Genomic DNA, 18,084 nt, shown 5'->3' on the forward strand with positions numbered 1-18,084 from the left:
GCCAAGCCTGCAGAGAAAGGTGAAGTCATGCCACAGATCCTCATAGCGGCGTTTGATCGTTACGCCGAAGCCGAGCAAGTCAAAACCGAAATTCTGAGCAAAGGAATAACCAGCGACGCCATACAGATTTCCGCGTCCTTCAACCCGGACACTGTGGACAGCAGTCGCGTGGAGGTAATCGGCGAAGAGCCGAACGATGACGCCTCGGTAGCGGAGAAGATCGGCAGTTTCGTCGGCAAGGTGTTCGGTGACGACTCAAGCAAGCATGCCGGCCGTTATCCGGAAGCCGCCCGGCGCGGCTCGACCATCGTGACCGTCACGCTGGATACCGATGATGAAGTCTCCATGGTCGAAGAGTTGATGGAGCGCAACGGCGCGATCGATATCGACGAGCGCAGCGCCAGCTGGGGTGAAGAGGAAGCGACCCCTGTCACCGCCAGCACCGAAACACTGACCACCGGCTATCCCGATGCCACCTCACTCAGTGTCGACGAACGCAAACTGGACGGAACGGCCAGCGGTGACCGCGGCGCAGCAGACGGCTCGATTCCCGGGCGTGCCGAAAACGACAAGGCCGGGCGGCGTGACAACACGGCTGGGCGTGTGCGGATCGTTCCGCGCTGAGATCATTGGACGACCCCCGCAGGTCAGCCTCCACCTTTCTGAATAGCGGCTGACCTGACGCAACCGACCGCAACCTCCGGTCGCATCACTGCGAGACAAACACCTCATCGAGCAGTCTGTTCATGGCCTGAAATGCCCGCTCGGCCACTTCCGGATTGAACTCGTTGCGCCCAGGCACGTTGGCGTAAGGGTCGGTGAAGGAATGCACGGCGTTGCCATAGATATTCATCTGCCAATCCACATCGGTGGCTTTCATCTCGGCGATGAACGCATCGACCTGTTCTTTCGGTACCGCCGGGTCGTCGGCACCGTGCAGCACCAGCACCGGTGCCTTGATCTGTTTGGCGTCGTCCGGGTTCGGCGTATCGAGGTTGCCATGGAACGAGACAAAGGCGTCCAGATCGGAGCCGGACCGGGCCAACTCAAGAACTGCACCGCCGCCAAAGCAGAAACCGATCGCCGCCATCTTGCCGGTATCCAGCGCCACCACCTGCTGCGACCTGAACGCCTCGACCGCAGCCTGGGCCCGTTTGCGCATCAGTGGCCGATCGCCACGTACCGATGTGGCAGCGGCCTTGGCTTCATCCGGATTGGATGGCCGCACCGCCTTGCCATACAGGTCAGCCATGAACACGACGTACTTATCCCCCGCCGCGCGCGCCGCCTTTTCAGCGGAGCGCTCGGTGACGCCCAGCCAGTTGGGCACCATCAGCAAGCCGGGCCGCGGCGTGGTTACCGAGTCGTCATAGACGAGCAGCCCCTCATAGGTTTCACCGGCGATCTCATAGGCATGTGGCTTGACCACCACCGCCGCTTCGGCGGCACCGACCATCCCGGCCAGCGCCAGGGCAATACACGTCTTGTTCATGGAGGCGTTCCTGCTCAGTGAGACGACTGTTCAACGGTAGCGGAAAACCCAGACCGTACCGGCTGGCCTTACCCTCAGACCATTTCGGTTTGTGTCGCCACCTTGCGAGCAGAGTCAGATCTGCTTGAGGCGATGCTGCAGTGCTAGCGCATTAGCGGTCGCCGCCCCGCTGGCGGTGTTGTCGAAAATGCACCAGCAGGCTGTGTCCGCTGGTTGCGTAGCGCTTCGCTCGGCCAGCCGCTCGGTCAAGCTGTCGAGCCATTCTTCACCATACGAGGAGGAGTAGATGCGCGGCGAGCCATGCAGACGGTAATAAGTGAAGCCATCCCAACCGCCCGGCTCGGCTGCCGCCGGAAAGGGTGCCGGGTCAGCCGCGACCCGTGCGATTCGAGCGTGCTGCAGCACTGGCTCGGCATCGAGCCAGCTCGGATGGCGCGGCTCGATCGCCACCAACCCGCCATAACGTGCTCTCAACGAGTCGATGAACGCTTGGGCGACGCTCGGCTCGTAAACCAGCGAAGGGGGCAGCTGCACCAGCAGGCAGCCTAGCTTGTCAGCCAAATGGCCGCACTCGTGCAGAAACTGTTCGATCAGTTGATCGCAGCCATCCAGGCGCCGTTCATGGGTGATCTGCTTGGGTACCTTGACGCTGAAGCGAAACCCAGCCGGCACGCTTTCCGCCCACTTGGCATAGGTCGTGGGCCGATGGGCACGGTAAAACGAGCTGTTGATCTCGACAGCGGGTAAACGAGCCGCGTACCGCTGCAGGTGCGTGCCCTCCGCTGGAAACGCCGGCCATTGCTCGCGCGGCAAGCTCCAACCGGCAGTGCCGAGCAGAACGGAGGATGTTTCGCTGGCGATACTCACCGGACCGCTCCCGTTACGTTTTGCATCCCAGCCGTCTACTGACTGAACACAGCGGCGCAGGCAGCGGGCAGGCGGCGACTTGGGCTGGCCATTGCCACCGGGCGCGGGGTCGGGAGAATCGCTTTGCAGCCCTCGCCCGGTGGCGGCGGTGGCTGGTCGACACACTCTGTCGAGCCCTCCGGACAGCGCAGACGAACATGCAAGTGTTCGTCATGAAACGGCCATGGGCGGATGCGTTGCAGCCAGGAGCGGTCGTTCCACTCACGCTCGCAGAGGTCTCGTTTGACCGCGGCATCGACGAAGATGCGCGTCACCCGCGGATCTTGCGCGGCAAGGCGGATCAGCTCGGCGTGCTGTTCGGTCCATCGTTTGCTGTCCAGCTCCCCGGTGGTTTCGTCGACCAGGATGGGTTGTTCGACGCCCTCGCGCTCGCTGCGGGCCAGCGGCGGCAGATCCAGACGGAACCAGATGTCGACGTCCAGACCGCTCTGGTGGCTAACGTGCCCATAGGACATCGGGCCGCCGCGCGGCTGCGCCATATCGCCGACGAGCATGGGCCCGATGCCAGCCCCATCCAGCCGGCGACCCAGGTCCTGGATGTAATCAAGCAGCGCGGGATGTCCGTAGTGACGGTTACGCTGCATATCGACGGCCTGGTAACCCTCACCTTCGGGCGGCAGTTGTACTGCGCCAACCAGACACGCCGCGCCATGCTTACCGATGATTCGCGGCTCTCCGGGTAGCGGCTCGGTGACGCTGGACCAGTCCCGGTCCGCCGCGTTGACCGCAGAAACCATCCATCCGGCCAGACCACAGGCCGCCAGTACCCGCCTGCAAAGGCGACTCGACATGCTGATGTGTTGACTGCTCATAGCGACTTCGGAGTCCTTGTATCGATCTGAACCTTGCATCACCGCTGCTGACGAGAAAGCCATTCCAGCCCAGGCCGGTAAAGCATGTCGTGCTCGCCTTCGAACAGCACCAGCTCGGTAGGGCCCGATTTCAGGTACAGCAACACATCAGCATCCGCCTCGGCGAACTGCGGGAATTCATCGCTGCCCTTGGCCGATCGTTGACGCAAGGCATCCGGGACCTGGCGAGTCTCCATCAACTGGTCGATCTGCTTCTGAGGGATTCGATCGTCTTCCTTCGCCAGGTCGTTGAAGGCATGAAGCGCCTGCTCAGGCGGGACGGTGGTGTCGTCGATGCCGTGAGCGATGAGTACGCGAATATCGCCCGCCACCTCCGGCACATAGCGACTCGGGCTGCGCTTGCGGCATTCATCAAAGGCGCTGGAGCCCTGAGTTGGCTCACCACCACAGACCTGCTCGATTTCACCGGCGTACTTTTCGCCGCGCGCTTTGTTCCACTGGTGCCAGGTCACCAGGTCATAAACCGGCACCCAAGCCGCAACGCCGGCAAACACATCGGGATTACGACTCGCCAGGTGCAGTGCATTCATCGCACCGCCCGAGTAGCCGAGCAGATAGATCCGCGACTCGTCAATTTCGGCATGTTCGCGCGCGTATTCGAGCGCGTCCTGCATGTCAGAAATCGCCAGTTCAGAGGCGGTCGATTCGGGACGACCATCATTCTGACCTCGGAAGTTCGGGTGAATGAACACCCAGTCGTTCGCAATTGCGAACTGGCCCAGCGGAATGTCGATGTTCTGCAGGTAATCGGTGCTCCAGCTGTGCAGCACCATGAGCAGCGGCTTTTCCTTGTCTGAACCTGAGTCGTAGAACAGCGCCGCCTGCTCACTATCGTCGGCACTGGATGGGATCTTTATGTCTTTTATTTCCGGCGTTGCTTCACGCCAGCGCGAGAGTTCGGCTATCGCCAGACCGCCCGGATAATTGGTGACCCGTAGGAGATCGCTGGGGTGCTTCAGATCCTCAGCCTGAACGCTCCCGACGCCAGCACCGGCCAGCATCAACATCCCGAGCATGACCGCACAGATGACCCGCCCGAACAGATCGTTGGCGCGCCATGAAGGACCATCGCCCACTGAAACGGCCTGTAGTGAGCAGCTGCTTTCTCCGTTGCGAAGCACCATAGCCGTTGTCTCCCGCGAGTCGGTTTCGGATGTATAGAATTTGCGACTCCGAGCATCCCCATACGTTCGTCTGCGAGCCGACGCATGGCCGCCTGCCGTGCCGCTCGTATTGCGCGGCCCGATTGTCCAAACTTGCAGGACCCCTGATCAGAGAGGCGTCGATCATGCGCAAGGCCGAAGCCAAACACCGCCACACCCACAAACTCGAAAGACTTCAGCGCTTTTTGGACTGGGCCAGCGAGCGCCATCCCGATTTCGTACCGAAGAAAAATCACCAGGAGAAATGGTTCAGCACCTACCTCGGCCATCAGCCACCCGAAATTGGCCGTGCAGCGCGGTTGTTCTGGCTTGGGCTGGACGAGCCTACGGTCGAGGCGAATCTTGAGGACGCCGAACCGACTGGCCTGATCGGCCGACTGCTGAACCGGGACGTGAACGATTTCAGTTGTACCGTCGATATCTTCGGTATTGAGAAATCGCTGGATTGCGGCCCGGTGCAGAACCTGCTGGAACCCGAACTTGCGCTGCGCATCGACGATAGCCAGTCGACCGAGGACTTTGAACGCAACGTCTGCGCTGCGGTGCAGGCCCTGGTCCGGGATCGCCTGCATGTCTTGGAGAAGCCGTTCACCAGCCTCAGCGAAGAACACAAAGCCCAATGCCTGGAGCGCCTGCCCGTGCGGCTTTCACGCCTCGACGATTTTGCGGCGCGCGCCGCCGACATCGTCAACGAGGTCAAACACGAGCTGCGCTATGTGGTCGAGCTGCGCCACGGCGAGGTCGCCCTGGACATGCAAAGGCGCATTCCGGGCGGCCAAGGCCATGTGCTCAGCGAGCAAGAAGTCGCGCAGCTCAAAGACGAAGACCGTCAGGCGATGAATGCCAAGTTCGAGATGATGATCGAGGAAGCGCAGGACTTCGATCTGCAGCTGCTCGGCGAGAAGCGCCTGACCGAAGTCTTCATGATGGAGCCAAAAAAGCTGCGCCGGACCATCCGTTTCGCCCGCGAGGACAATCGCGAAAAGATGGCCTTCGCCGTGCTACTGGAGAACAACCCGCGCTTCGTCCATTACCACAAGCTCTACGCCGCGCGGCGCATCACTCGCACCTGGACCGCCCTGCTCGGCCCGACCAACAGCGGCAAGACGTACCAGGCGATCCAGGCCATGACCGGCGTGACCCACGCTATCTACCTGTCGCCGCTGCGCCTGATGGCCCTGGAAAACCAGGAACGCATCGAATCCATGGGCGTGCCCTGCTCGTTGGTCACCGGGGAAGAGGAAATCATCCGCGAAGGTGCCACCCACTATTGCTGCACCGTCGAGGAATTCGCCCGCTTCCGTCACGAGTCCTGGGACGTGGTGGTGATCGACGAAGTGCAGATGATGGCCGACTCGCAACGCGGCTGGGCCTGGGTCGATGCGCTGGTCAGCGCCTACACCCAGGACCTGATCATGACCGGCCCCGAGCTGATCCAGCCGTCGCTGAAAACCCTCTGTGATCTCTGCGAAGACCAACTGGTAATCAAACGCACCAAACGACTTTCACCCGTGGACGTGGCGCGCCGCTCGACCAACCTCAAGCAGCTCGATGCCGGCTCGATGCTGGTCGCCTTCAGCCGCAAGACGGTGCTGGAACTCAAGGCGATGCTGGAGATGACCGGCAAGAGCGTTTCGGTGGTCTACGGTGCGCTGTCACCGGAAGTTCGCCGTGAGCAGGCACGCCGTTTTCGCGAAGGCGAAGCGGACCTCATGGTCGCCACGGATGCTGTGGGTATGGGCCTCAACCTGCCGGCGCACACGCTGTGCTTCTACACCGACGAAAAGTACGACGGCATCCAGAACCGCCAGCTGAAGGTGCAGGAGGTCAAGCAGATCGGCGGCCGCGCCGGGCGCTTCGGTCATCACGACAGCGGCCTCATCACCGCGCTGGACGGGCAGACGCTGCAGTCGATCAAGCGGCTGTTCCACAGCGACGACTTACCGGTGGACCTGACGCAGTTCCAGGTAAGGCCGTCCATCGAGCACCTGCAAGCCATCTCGGAACTGATGAACGAGCCGAGCCTGTTGCGGGCCTGGCTGACGTTCAACCGCAACATCAACTATGGCGACGAATTCATCTCGATCCTGCCCGACGAGCTGGCGGAGTGGATCAAGCTGATCGACGACCCGACCATCGACCTGCCGTTGCGCTGGATCTTCGCCTGCACGCCGATTCGCGGGGGGCTGGACAGCCCGGCCGCCGTTTTCGCCCAGCAGTGGTTGAAAAAGGTCGCGCAGGACAAAGAGATCCCATTGCCGCGGCTGATCATCGATGCCGACCTGGCGACGCTGGAAAGCTCGCTGCACGTCATCGAAACCTACCTGCATCTGGCGCGCACGCTGCCGGCACACTTTCCGGCGCTGGAGCAGGCCGAAGAGCATCGCAGTCTCCTTAATGGCGCCATCACCCGCGAGTTGTCGCGCCAGCGCAAGCCACGCAGCTCGGACCGCCGCCGCGGATCCGGCGACAACCGCAATTGCAAGGGCTGTGGCAAGGCGATGCCGATGGCCGCACGCAAGTTTCGGCTGTGCCAGAGCTGTTTCCGTGAGCAGCGCTAGGCCAGTTCGGGCGCTTGGCGGAACCGCCGCTCAGGCGCCCACCACTACGCCACCCAGGTACCGGTGCTAGCCCATGGCGGGTAGCGAGGCTGGCAAGCTGCGGCTTCGGCCCTTAGGATGCGGCAGGTCTATAGCGTGACCGGGGCCATTCAGAGCCTCGTTGCGATGGCCATTACCGAAAGCCATGGAGTCAGGGCCGATGTCGATCATCATTCAGTTGCGCAGGCAACTGGCGGCGGTTACCAGCCGATTTGGCTGGGCCGCACTTTTATTCGCGCTCGCGGTGCACGCCGGCGTGTCCTATCTCGGCCTGCGCCTGTTCGCCGAGGCGCCGCTCACCGAGCTTAAGACGTTCATTTACTTCTATCTGACCACCGCACTAACGGTCGGCTACGGTGACTTCTCGCCGCAGACCGCTGGCGGTCGCATCTTTGTTTCCACCTGGCTGATGGTCGGCGGCATCGCGCTGCTGACCGCCGTCATCGGCAAAACCACCAATTCCATCATTGCAGTCTGGAGGAAAGGCATGAAAGGCAAAGGAACGTTCGCCACCTGCACGGGCCATACCGTTGTGATCGGCTGGGAAGGCGAAATCAGCGAGCGTGTCGTCGAGCTGCTGCATGAAGACGAAACCTCCAATGACCACCTGATCGTCATCTGCGACACGGTGCTCGAAGAAAACCCGATGCCAGGCAAAACTGAGTTCATCCATGGCGAGAGCCTGTCGTCCCTGGCACTGCTGCAGCGCGCCGGGGTGAAAGGGGCCGAACGCACACTGGTGCGCACCGGCTCGGACGACCTGACGCTCGCGGTCGTGCTGACCATCAACCAGCTCAATCCGGTCGGTCATGTGGTTGCCCATTTCAGCAGCAGCGAGACCGCCCGACTGGCGCGCAGCTATGCGCCCAAACTGGAATGCACCTCCAGCATGGCCATCGAGATGCTGGTGCGTTCGTCTCAGGACCCAGGCTCCTCGGTGATCATCAATGAGCTGCTGAGCGTTGGCCAGGGCGCGACCCAATACCGCCTGCTACTGCCCGAGAGCTACGAAAGCACGGTCGGCGCGCTGTACAAGCAATTGAAAGACCGGCACAACGCGACGCTGATTGGCTACCGCGCCAAGGACCAGACCCAGCCGACCATCAATCCGTCCAACGACACCCCGGTACGCGGCGGCGAGCTGTTCTATATCGCCAACACACGCCTCGCCGGCCTGGGTGACGCCAGCTGAGCATGACGCTGCGCCAAGCAGACATGCGCCTGTAGGGCAGAACGTGTTCGGCCCTACGAACGCCGATGAGCCCGTTGAAGCCCCGCGGGCGTTGACTCACCTGGCCTGCAATCGACGACACCCGGCTCTCGCTCCCTCCATCTCGGGAATCAACCCCGACATCCCGGCTCTGATTAGGACAGTCTGAGCAATCGGGAGGTACCATGAGCGACCCACACGATCTGCAGCGATTCGTCGACGCCCAGCAATCGATCTACGACCGCGCGCTGGCGGAACTCAACGCCGGCTACAAACAAAGCCACTGGATGTGGTTCATCTTTCCGCAGATAGCAGGCCTCGGCCACAGCGACATGGCGCGTCGCTACGCCATCAAGGATGCGGACGAAGCGACCGCGTATCTAGAGCACCCTCTGCTCGGACCTCGCCTGGAGCAATGCGCGCAAGCACTGCTCGCCCATGCCGAGCGTCCGGCACGGCAGATTCTGGGTTCGCCCGACGACATGAAGCTGCGCTCGAGCATGACGCTGTTCGCTGCCGTTGCGCCTGAACGGGAGACGTTTCAAGCGGTGCTGGATGCGTTCTTCGCGGCCGATCCCGACTCGGCGACGCTATCACGCTTGGATCGTTAAGCGGCTCGGGCGCAGACCTCCGATAGGCGGACCGAGGCCGGTACGATAGGCTTCTCGCTTTATGGCAGGTCCGCCGCCCCTTACAGGTGCACAGATGAATCTCTCGCTGTTCAGCCGTTACGCTTTTTTCGTCCTGTGCGCTGCCACTGCCGTGTTGTGCCTCCCTTTCCTGAGCCACCCTTGGGTGTGGCCGTTGTTCGTCGTCACGGCGCTGCTGACCCTTATCGGCATTCGTGATCTTCGCCAGTGCGAACATGCGGTTCGGCGCAATTACCCGATCCTCGGCAACATTCGATACCTGGTCGAAGGCATCCGCCCGGAGATTCGTCAGTACCTGCTTGAAAGCGATCAGGAGCGCGTACCGTTTTCCCGCGCACAACGCTCGCTCGTCTATGCACGGGCGAAAAACGAGGTGGATGACAAACCCTTCGGCACCCTTATCGACGTATACGAACCGGGATACGAATGCATCGGCCATTCGATCCGCACCGCAGCGGTCAGCGATCCCGAAACCTTCCGCGTATCGATCGGCGGGCCGCAGTGTGAGCAGCCCTACTCCGCTTCGGTGTTCAACATTTCAGCGATGAGCTTCGGCTCGCTCAGTGGCAATGCGATTCAGGCGTTGAACCGAGGCGCCAAACTCGGTGGCTTCTACCACGACACAGGCGAAGGCAGCATCAGCAGCTACCATCGCCAGCACGGCGGGGATCTGGTCTGGGAACTGGGCAGCGGCTATTTCGGTTGTCGAACCGAAAGCGGTGCATTCGATCCGGATCGATTCGCCGTTCAGGCACGGGATCCGCAGGTCAAGATGATCGAGATCAAGCTGAGCCAAGGCGCCAAACCAGGGCACGGCGGAATCTTGCCGGGGCGCAAGGTCAACGCGGAAATCGCGTCCACCCGCGGCGTGCCGGAGGGCGTGGACTGCATTTCCCCCGCGAGCCATAGCGCCTTCAGCACACCGTTGGAGTTGATGAATTTTATCGCCAGCCTGCGCGAACTGTCCGGCGGCAAGCCGGTCGGTTTCAAGCTGTGCATCGGCCATCCGTGGGAGTTCGTCGGCATCGTCAAGGCGATGCTGGGGAGCGGTATCTATCCGGATTTCATTGTGGTCGACGGCAAGGAAGGCGGCACGGGCGCGGCGCCCGTCGAGTTCACCAACCACATCGGCATGCCACTGCGCGAAAGCCTGCTGTTCGTGCATAACGTGCTGGTCGGCTGCAGTCTGCGCGAGCACATTCGCATCGGTGCCAGCGGCAAGATCGTCAGCGCCTTCGATATCGCCAGCGTCCTGGCCATGGGCGCCGACTGGGTGAACTCGGCTCGTGGGTTCATGTTCGCGATCGGCTGCATTCAGTCGCAGCATTGCCACACCAATCGCTGCCCCACCGGCGTTGCCACCCAGGACCCGCTGCGCCAACGCGCGCTGGTGGTTCCGGACAAGGCCAATCGAGTGTTCAGCTTTCACCGCAACACCGTGCACGCGCTGGCCGAACTGCTTGCAGCTGCCGGCTTGTCACATCCTGCCGAACTGGGCCCGCATCACCTGATCCGACGCGTCAGCTCTACGGAAATCAAGCTGTTCTCGCAGCTCTACTATTTCGTCCAGCCCGGTGCGCTGTTGAGGCCAAAGATCGACAGCGAGTTCTTCGCCAGGATCTGGAGCATGGCCCAGGCAGACAGCTTCGAAGCCATGCCGCAGAAAACTGAGCGTGGGGCCGCGCAGGTCGAGGAACCACTGATCAGTTAACCCTTCCAACCAGCGGATCGCAGCCAGCCTCCGAGCTCGTTGCGATCCGACTGCGTCAATGGCCATGCTTTTGTCGGCCTGCAAGTTCCAGCGGCTGCCACATCAAAACCTGGTCGCCAGCCGCTCAGGCCATCATTTGCGCGCCGGAAATTTGCCACTCTCGACAGACACCACGCTGTTTCGTCAGCTTTCCGTTGAAATGTTCAGCTTTTTACTTTGACAGCCCGTACTTTTGACTTTAAGTTTTCACTTCCGAACATTTCCGAACCCTCGCAGTATTCGGATCATAAAAACAACAGTCCCACAAAGAGGTTCTGCGCATGAGTAACCCGTCCACCCCGACGCTTCGGGGGCAATGCATCGCCGAGTTTCTCGGCACCGCCCTGTTGATCTTCTTCGGTACCGGCTGCGTGGCGGCACTCAAGCTCGGCGGCGCAGATCTAGGTCTTTGGGAAATAAGCGTTATATGGGGTATTGGCGTGAGCATGGGCGTCTACCTCGCGGCCGGTGTATCCGGTGCTCACCTGAACCCTGCGGTATCCATTGCGCTCTGGCTGTTCGGCACTTTCGAGCGTAACAAGGTGCCGGCCTATATCCTCGCCCAGACCGCCGGCGCCTTCTGTGCCGCTGCGTTGGTTTATGGACTTTACAGCAGCCTGTTTTTCGATTTCGAACAGGCCCAGCAAATGACTCGCGGCAGTGTTGCCAGCCTCGAGCTCGCATCGGTGTTCTCCACCTACCCGCACCCGTCGCTTTCGATCGGCCAGGCGTTTCTGGTGGAAGTGGTGATTACCGCTATCCTGCTGGGGATGATCATGGCCCTGACCGATGACGGTAACGGTCTGCCACGCGGGCCGCTGGCGCCTCTGCTGATCGGCCTGCTGATTGCGGTGATCGGCGGCGCGATGGGGCCGCTGACCGGGTTCGCGATGAACCCGGCACGCGACTTCGGTCCCAAGCTGATGACCTTTTTCGCAGGGTGGGGACAGGTCGCATTCACCGGCGGCCGGGATATCCCCTACTTCCTGGTCCCGCTGATCGCCCCGGTCATTGGCGCCTGCCTCGGGGCCGCTGGTTACAAGGCACTGATCTGCAAGCATCTACCGGGCGTTGGCGGTGCTTGCGCTGTTCCGGAACCGGAACCAAAACCAGAGGCCGACCGCTACTCCAAACACGATGTCACTGCCCAAGAAGCTCGTTAAGGAATCGACACCATGAGCAACCAGAACAACAAGCAATTCATCGTCGCCCTCGACCAGGGGACCACCAGCTCGCGGGCCATCGTGCTCGACCGCAACGCCAACGTGATCACCATCGCTCAGCGCGAGTTCGCACAGATCTACCCACAACCGAGCTGGGTCGAGCATGACCCTATGGAAATCTGGGCCACTCAGAGCGGCGTGTTCGTCGAGGCGCTGGCACAGGCCGGCATCACCAATGAGCAGGTTGCTGCCATCGGCATTACCAACCAGCGCGAAACCACCATTGTCTGGGACAAGAACACCGGCCGGCCGATCTACAACGCCATTGTCTGGCAGAGCCGCCAGAGCACGCCGATCTGCGATCAGCTCAAACGCGACGGTATGCAAGACCATATCCGCAAGACCACCGGCCTGGTCATCGACCCCTACTTCTCCGGCACCAAGATCAAGTGGATTCTCGACCACGTCGAAGGCAGCCGCGAACGCGCGCGTCGAGGCGAGCTGCTGTTCGGCACCGTTGATTGCTGGCTGATCTGGAAAATGACCCAGGGCAAGGCCCACGTCACCGACTACACCAACGCTTCGCGCACCATGCTGTTCGACATCCACAAGCTGGACTGGGACCCGGTGATGCTGGAGACGCTGGATATTCCGCGCGAAATGCTGCCGGAAGTGCGTTCCTCCTCAGAAGTCTACGGCCACGCCTATCTCGGCTCCGGCCAGAGCACCGGCATTCCCATCGCCGGCATTGCGGGCGATCAGCAGGCCGCGCTGTTCGGCCAGATGTGCGTCGAGCCCGGCCAGGCGAAGAACACCTACGGCACCGGCTGCTTCCTGCTGATGAACACCGGCACTAAGGCCGTGCAGTCCGAACACGGGCTGCTCACCACCATCGCCTGCGGCCCAAAGGGCGAGGTCAACTACGCCCTTGAAGGCGCCATCTTCAATGGTGGTTCCACCGTGCAGTGGCTGCGCGACGAGCTGAAGGTGATCAACGACTCGCTGGATTCCGAGTATTTCGCCACCAAGGTCAAGGACAGCAATGGTGTTTACCTGGTCCCGGCCTTCACTGGCCTTGGCGCCCCCTACTGGGACCCCCGTGCCCGCGGCGCATTGTTCGGCCTGACGCGGGGTGTAAAGGTCGACCACATCATCCGTGCCGCGCTGGAATCCATCGCCTACCAGACCCGCGACGTGCTCGACGCCATGCAGCAGGACGCCGGCGAGCGCCTGCGTTCACTGCGCGTGGATGGCGGTGCAGTGGCGAACAACTTCCTCATGCAGTTCCAGGCCGACCTGCTCGGCACCCAAGTCGAACGCCCGGAAATGAAGGAAACCACCGCTCTCGGCGCTGCCTACCTGGCAGGCTTGGCGACCGGCTTCTGGAGCAGCCTGGACGAATTGCGCAGCAAGGCCACCATCGAGCGCGTGTTCGAACCGGCCTGCGACGATGAGAAGCGCGAAGCACTCTATAAAGGCTGGAAGAAGGCGGTTGGCCGCACCCGCGACTGGGAAGAGGAATAAGCCTCGACGACCAAACGCACCACACCTCGCGCCCGGCCCGGATCTTAACCGCGCCGGGCGCGCTTATTCGCAAACGAACAATTCTTTAATCAAATCCCAGACTGCGGCATCCTTCACGGCATATCGATAAGAAGGAAGCCTCCATGAGTCTGGCCCCACGACAGCAAAGCATTCTCGAACTGGTCCGCGAACGCGGCTACGTCAGCATCGAAGAGCTGGCGCAGCAGTTTGCAGTCACGCCCCAGACCATCCGCCGTGATATCAACCAGCTAGGCGAAGCCGGCTTGCTTCGCCGCTACCATGGCGGCGCCGCCCACGATTCCAGCGTACAGAACACCGCCTATACCCAACGCGCCCGGCAGATGCGCGACGAGAAGCGCCGCATCGCCGACGCCATGGCTGCACACATTCCCGATCAGGCGTCGCTGTTCATCAACATCGGCACCACCACCGAAGCCATCGCACACGCTCTGCTCAACCATCGCGATCTCAAAGTCATCACCAACAACCTGCACGTGGCGAGCATCCTCAGCCCCAAGGAAGATTTCGACGTGCTGATCGCAGGCGGCAACGTGCGCAGCGATGGCGGTGTGGTCGGCCAGGCCACGGCGGATTTCATCGGTCAGTTCAAGGTCGACTTCGCATTGATCGGCATCAGCGGGATCGATGAAGACGGCACCCTGCTGGATTTCGACTATCAGGAAGTACGCGTCTCGCAGGCCATCATCAACAACGCCCGCCAGGTCTTCCTCGCCGCCGACTCGAGCAAATTCGGCCGCAACGCCATGACCCGCCTCGGCTCGCTTGAACAGATCGACATGTTGTTTACCGAGGCCCAGCCACCCGAGGCGTTTCTCGAGTTGCTCAGCCGGCACAAGGTCAAACTGGAAGTGACTGGCTGAAGCGTTCGTGTCGGTGTTCGTCAGCCCGCGGCGAGACCAACACCGACTCGCCCTTAGCTGCACCATGCGTCTAATGGCGCACCTCGCGCCGACTCTTGATTTGACGGTGGCTAATACCTGACCTTGCAGTGGCGGCACCGGTGGGCTGAAGCCCACCCTACTCGGCCGCAGCCCACCCTCTAACTGCCGATACGTTCGTGTCGGTGTTCGTCAGCCTGCGGCAAGACCAACACCAACTCGCCCTCAGCTGCACCATGCGCCTGATGGCGCACCTCGCGCCGACTCTTGATTTGACGGTGGCTAATACCTGACCTTGCAGTGGCGGCACCGGTGGGCTGAAGCCCACCCTACACGGCCTCTAACCGCCGATACCTTCGTGCCGGTGATCGTCAGCCCGCCGCAGCAGCAGGGTGGGCTTCAGCCCACCAATAGCATTGCCATAACCTCTCACGCTCACACTGACGGCGCGCATTCGCTGACCGGCATTATCTCAATGCCCGGCTAAGCACCAATTAGCTGTTCGTATCGGTTCGATTATTTTCTTTTGATATAAAAAATGAACATCAGCTCTAGAGCGTCATTCATATGTGCGCTAGGATGTTCACATTCGAAAATTAATGTTCGTTCTTGAGGAGAATCCCGTGACTGAGACCGTCTCCGAGCTGTACGACATCGCTGTAATTGGCGGTGGCATCAATGGTGTAGGCATCGCTGCTGATGCAGCCGGACGCGGCCTGTCGGTGTTTCTATGCGAGCGTGATGACCTGGCCAGCCACACGTCGTCGGCCAGCAGCAAACTGATTCATGGTGGCCTTCGCTATCTGGAGCACTACGAATTCCGCCTCGTGCGCGAAGCCCTGGCCGAGCGTGAAGTGCTCCTGGCGAAAGCGCCGCATATCGTCAAACCCATGCGTTTCGTCCTGCCGCATCGTCCGCACCTGCGCCCCGCCTGGATGATTCGCGCCGGTCTGTTCCTTTACGACAACCTTGGCAAGCGCGAGAAGCTGCCTGCTTCGCGCGGCCTGCGCTTTGGTAGTGAAAGCCCGCTCAAGCCCGCCATCAAGCGCGGCTTCGAGTATTCCGACTGCTGGGTCGACGATGCGCGACTGGTCGTGCTTAATGCCATGGCTGCGCGGGAAAAAGGCGCGCACATCCACACTCGTACCCAATGCCTGAGCGCCAAGCGCGCCGGCGGCATCTGGCATGTCGAACTGCAGCGTCAGGATGGCAGCCGTTTCTCCCTACGCGCCAAGGCGCTGGTCAACGCAGCCGGGCCCTGGGTGGCGCAGTTCATCGGTGAGAACCTGCAGCAGCGCTCGCCTTACGGCATCCGCCTGATTCAGGGCAGCCACATCATCGTGCCGAAACTGTACGAAGGTGAGCAGGCCTACATCATGCAGAACGAGGATCGGCGCATCGTCTTCGCCATCCCCTATCTCGACCGCTACACCATGATCGGGACCACCGACCGCGAATACCGCGGCGACCCGGCCAAGGTCAGCATCAGTGAAGAAGAGATCGCCTATGTTCTGGGCGTCGCCAATAGCCATTTCCGCAAGCAGCTGAAAGCGGATGACATCGTTCATACGTTTGCCGGTGTTCGGCCATTGTGTGACGACGAGTCGGATAACCCATCGGCGGTGACGCGCGATTACACCTTGTCTCTGGCTGCCGAAGAGAAGCAGGCGCCCTTGCTCTCGGTGTTCGGCGGCAAGCTGACCACCTACCGCAAACTCGCCGAATCGGCGATGGCTCAGCTCAAGCCCTTTTTCCCGAAAATGGGCCCAAGTTGGACCGCCAAGGATACGTTGCCTGGTGGGGAAGGCATGACCACCGCCGAGGCGCTTGCTGCTGAGTTGATGGCCGAGGTGAAAGGCATCGATCAACCGCTGGCCAAACGCTGGGCGACCCTCTACGGCAATCGCGTTTGGCGCATGCTTGGCGATGCCCGCTCGATCGATGCACTGGGTGAAGACCTCGGCCAGCACCTGTATGCCCTGGAAGTCGACTACCTTCGTCGTGAAGAATGGGCGACGCAGCTTGACGATATCCTCTGGCGCCGGACCAAGCTCGGTCTGGCGTTCGATGACGCTGACAAATCACGCCTGGAGCGGTATCTGGCCGAGCGCCCCACAGCCGAAGCCACACGCAGCAGCAACGCCGCCTGAGTGTGGTTCACGAGCGGTAGCGAACGGAGCCTGTTAGCAGCAGGCTCCTCCCTCCCAATTCCTGTCAGCGACTCACCGCCTACGAATTGCAATCCACACGAAATGACGCTGCGCGGGCGCTGATAGCCTTCCTATCGCTGAGCCCACTGACCGTTAGTCTGCCTCTGCCGTTGCGGTCATCAAGTATTCACAGCCAAGGCACACCGTCGAGCAACTGACACGCTCACGGGAGTTGCCTGATGACGATGAACGCCGGTGCCCTGGCGGCAAAATACTCCACTCCGATTACGCGTCAATGGCTGTCCTGGCTGCTGGTGGTCACGCTGATCTATCTGCTGCTGGCTGCGGTCGGCGCGATCGGCGACGGCTTCAAGGCCGCGGTGGGCGACAACGCAAAAGAATTGTTCGCTTTCGCCACCAATCCCTTTGTCGGACTGATGATCGGCCTGGCTGCCACGGCGCTGATTCAGAGTTCCAGCACGGTGACCTCGATCATCGTGGGCATGGTCGCCGGTGGCCTGCCGATCCCTATCGCGATTCCGTTGATCATGGGCGCAAACATCGGCACATCGCTGACCAGCACCATTGTCAGCCTCGGTCATATCCGCAGTGGTGAAGAGTTTCACCGAGCCTTCGCGGCGGCCACGGTGCATGACGCCTTCAACATCACAGCGGTGACCATCCTGCTGCCGGTGGAGTTGCTCTTTCATCCACTGGAGCGCATGTCACAGGCGCTTGCGGGCCTGCTGGTGCATGACAGTGCCGGCGTCGACATGAAGAGCATGAACTTCATGAAGACCATACTGACCCCTGCCAGCGAGCTGCTCGAAGCCAGCGTGTCCTGGCTACCGAGCAAGGTGTGGGCCGGTGTCGGGCTGATCATCATCGGGATCGGGCTGATCCTCTTCGTGGTCCAGGCGATTGGCAAGGTGCTGCGCAAGGTGATGGTGGGTCGCGCCAAAGACATCATGCATGCAAGCGTCGGACGCGGACCGGTGTCCGGCATTGCCTCTGGAACGGTCATCACCATACTGGTGCAATCGTCATCCACCACAACAGCACTGATTGTGCCGCTGGCCGGCACGGGCGTGTTCACGCTCAGGCAGGTCTATCCATTCACCCTGGGTACGAACATTGGCACCTGCGTCACCGCCCTGCTGGCCGCCACGGCAATCGCCGGCCCCACGGCAGAACTGGCGATGCAGATCGCGCTGGTGCATCTGATGTTCAACCTCCTGGGGATCTCCATCATCTACGTGCTGCCGTTCCTGCGCGGCGTGCCTCCGGCGATTGCCAACTTCCTCGCGGACCTGGCTCAGCGCAACAAGCTGTATGTCGGGGCCTATATCGGCGGCGTGTTCTTCGGCCTTCCGTTGCTGCTTATTGGCGGTAGCCAACTCTGATCCTGCCTGGAGCCAATCATGCAAAGCGAACGCCGCATCCAGACCGAGAACCGCATCCGCGAACTCCGTGAATCGCTGAACGAACTCGAGGCCCAGCTCGAACGCATCGACGGACAGGAACAACAAGCGCAACACCGTGAAATCGACCATCTGGATGACTACATCAATGCCGTGGACACGCGCTTCAACAGCCTCCAGCTGTTCTGGACCACGCTCAAGGCTGACTGGCTGAAACCGAAATCCTGAGCCGGTAGAAGGAA

General features: G+C 61.4%; 16 protein-coding genes. 12 read left to right on the forward strand and 4 right to left on the reverse strand.

Annotated elements, in window-relative coordinates:
* Positions 1-27 precede the first annotated feature (27 nt).
* Positions 28-624, forward strand: a complete 597-nt coding sequence (locus tag ACQKIK_RS12725; RefSeq protein WP_499136214.1) for a hypothetical protein — start codon at positions 28-30, stop codon at positions 622-624.
* 85 nt (positions 625-709) lie between these two features.
* Here the strand turns inward: ACQKIK_RS12725 and ACQKIK_RS12730 are convergent, their stop codons facing one another.
* The 4 genes from ACQKIK_RS12730 to ACQKIK_RS12745 form a co-directional block, all read right to left on the reverse strand.
* Complete coding sequence (locus ACQKIK_RS12730) at positions 710-1,456, reverse strand: dienelactone hydrolase family protein (protein ID WP_499136436.1); 747 nt, start codon at positions 1,454-1,456, stop codon at positions 710-712.
* 150 nt (positions 1,457-1,606) lie between these two features.
* On the reverse strand, positions 1,607-2,359 hold the full coding sequence (locus ACQKIK_RS12735) for a DUF72 domain-containing protein (RefSeq protein WP_499136215.1): 753 nt from the start codon (positions 2,357-2,359) through the stop codon (positions 1,607-1,609).
* A 35-nt stretch (positions 2,360-2,394) separates the two neighbouring features.
* Positions 2,395-3,231: a penicillin-insensitive murein endopeptidase gene (gene mepA, locus ACQKIK_RS12740; RefSeq protein ID WP_499136216.1), complete on the reverse strand. Its 837-nt coding sequence runs from the start codon at positions 3,229-3,231 to the stop codon at positions 2,395-2,397.
* A gap of 38 nt (positions 3,232-3,269) precedes the next feature.
* Positions 3,270-4,415 carry an alpha/beta hydrolase family protein gene (locus ACQKIK_RS12745; RefSeq protein ID WP_499136217.1) on the reverse strand — a complete coding sequence of 382 codons (1,146 nt, stop codon included), beginning with the start codon at positions 4,413-4,415 and terminating at the stop codon, positions 3,270-3,272.
* A gap of 164 nt (positions 4,416-4,579) precedes the next feature.
* Between ACQKIK_RS12745 and ACQKIK_RS12750 the strand changes: the two genes are divergently transcribed.
* From ACQKIK_RS12750 to ACQKIK_RS12800, 11 genes are all read left to right on the forward strand, one after another.
* Positions 4,580-7,015 carry a helicase-related protein gene (locus tag ACQKIK_RS12750; protein WP_499136218.1) on the forward strand — a complete coding sequence of 812 codons (2,436 nt, stop codon included), beginning with the start codon at positions 4,580-4,582 and terminating at the stop codon, positions 7,013-7,015.
* 199 nt (positions 7,016-7,214) lie between these two features.
* The gene (locus ACQKIK_RS12755; protein WP_499136219.1) at positions 7,215-8,246 is read left to right on the forward strand and encodes an ion channel; all 1,032 of its coding nucleotides are present in this window, start codon (positions 7,215-7,217) and stop codon (positions 8,244-8,246) included.
* 203 nt (positions 8,247-8,449) lie between these two features.
* Positions 8,450-8,875, forward strand: coding sequence for a DUF1810 domain-containing protein (locus ACQKIK_RS12760; RefSeq protein ID WP_499136220.1), 426 nt, complete (start codon positions 8,450-8,452; stop codon positions 8,873-8,875).
* A gap of 94 nt (positions 8,876-8,969) precedes the next feature.
* Positions 8,970-10,625 carry an FMN-binding glutamate synthase family protein gene (locus tag ACQKIK_RS12765; protein WP_499136221.1) on the forward strand — a complete coding sequence of 552 codons (1,656 nt, stop codon included), beginning with the start codon at positions 8,970-8,972 and terminating at the stop codon, positions 10,623-10,625.
* 58 nt (positions 10,626-10,683) lie between these two features.
* Positions 10,684-10,845 carry a hypothetical protein gene (locus ACQKIK_RS12770; RefSeq protein ID WP_241528829.1) on the forward strand — a complete coding sequence of 54 codons (162 nt, stop codon included), beginning with the start codon at positions 10,684-10,686 and terminating at the stop codon, positions 10,843-10,845.
* Between the two features lie 100 nt (positions 10,846-10,945).
* On the forward strand, positions 10,946-11,827 hold the full coding sequence (locus ACQKIK_RS12775; protein WP_064480256.1) for an MIP/aquaporin family protein: 882 nt from the start codon (positions 10,946-10,948) through the stop codon (positions 11,825-11,827).
* A 12-nt stretch (positions 11,828-11,839) separates the two neighbouring features.
* On the forward strand, positions 11,840-13,351 hold the full coding sequence (gene glpK / locus ACQKIK_RS12780; protein ID WP_463286003.1) for a glycerol kinase GlpK: 1,512 nt from the start codon (positions 11,840-11,842) through the stop codon (positions 13,349-13,351).
* Between the two features lie 143 nt (positions 13,352-13,494).
* On the forward strand, positions 13,495-14,253 hold the full coding sequence (locus ACQKIK_RS12785) for a DeoR/GlpR family transcriptional regulator (RefSeq protein WP_046164381.1): 759 nt from the start codon (positions 13,495-13,497) through the stop codon (positions 14,251-14,253).
* Between the two features lie 617 nt (positions 14,254-14,870).
* Entirely contained in the window at positions 14,871-16,421 is a 1,551-nt protein-coding gene (glpD, locus tag ACQKIK_RS12790; RefSeq protein WP_499136222.1) for a glycerol-3-phosphate dehydrogenase, read from the forward strand.
* Positions 16,422-16,660: 239 nt separating this feature from the next.
* Positions 16,661-17,824: a Na/Pi symporter gene (locus ACQKIK_RS12795; protein WP_499136223.1), complete on the forward strand. Its 1,164-nt coding sequence runs from the start codon at positions 16,661-16,663 to the stop codon at positions 17,822-17,824.
* A gap of 18 nt (positions 17,825-17,842) precedes the next feature.
* Positions 17,843-18,070, forward strand: a complete 228-nt coding sequence (locus ACQKIK_RS12800; protein WP_045425446.1) for a hypothetical protein — start codon at positions 17,843-17,845, stop codon at positions 18,068-18,070.
* Positions 18,071-18,084: the final 14 nt, after the last annotated feature.

The organism is Pseudomonas sp. NPDC047961, assembly GCF_050272435.1.
Classification (GTDB): domain Bacteria; phylum Pseudomonadota; class Gammaproteobacteria; order Pseudomonadales; family Pseudomonadaceae; genus Stutzerimonas.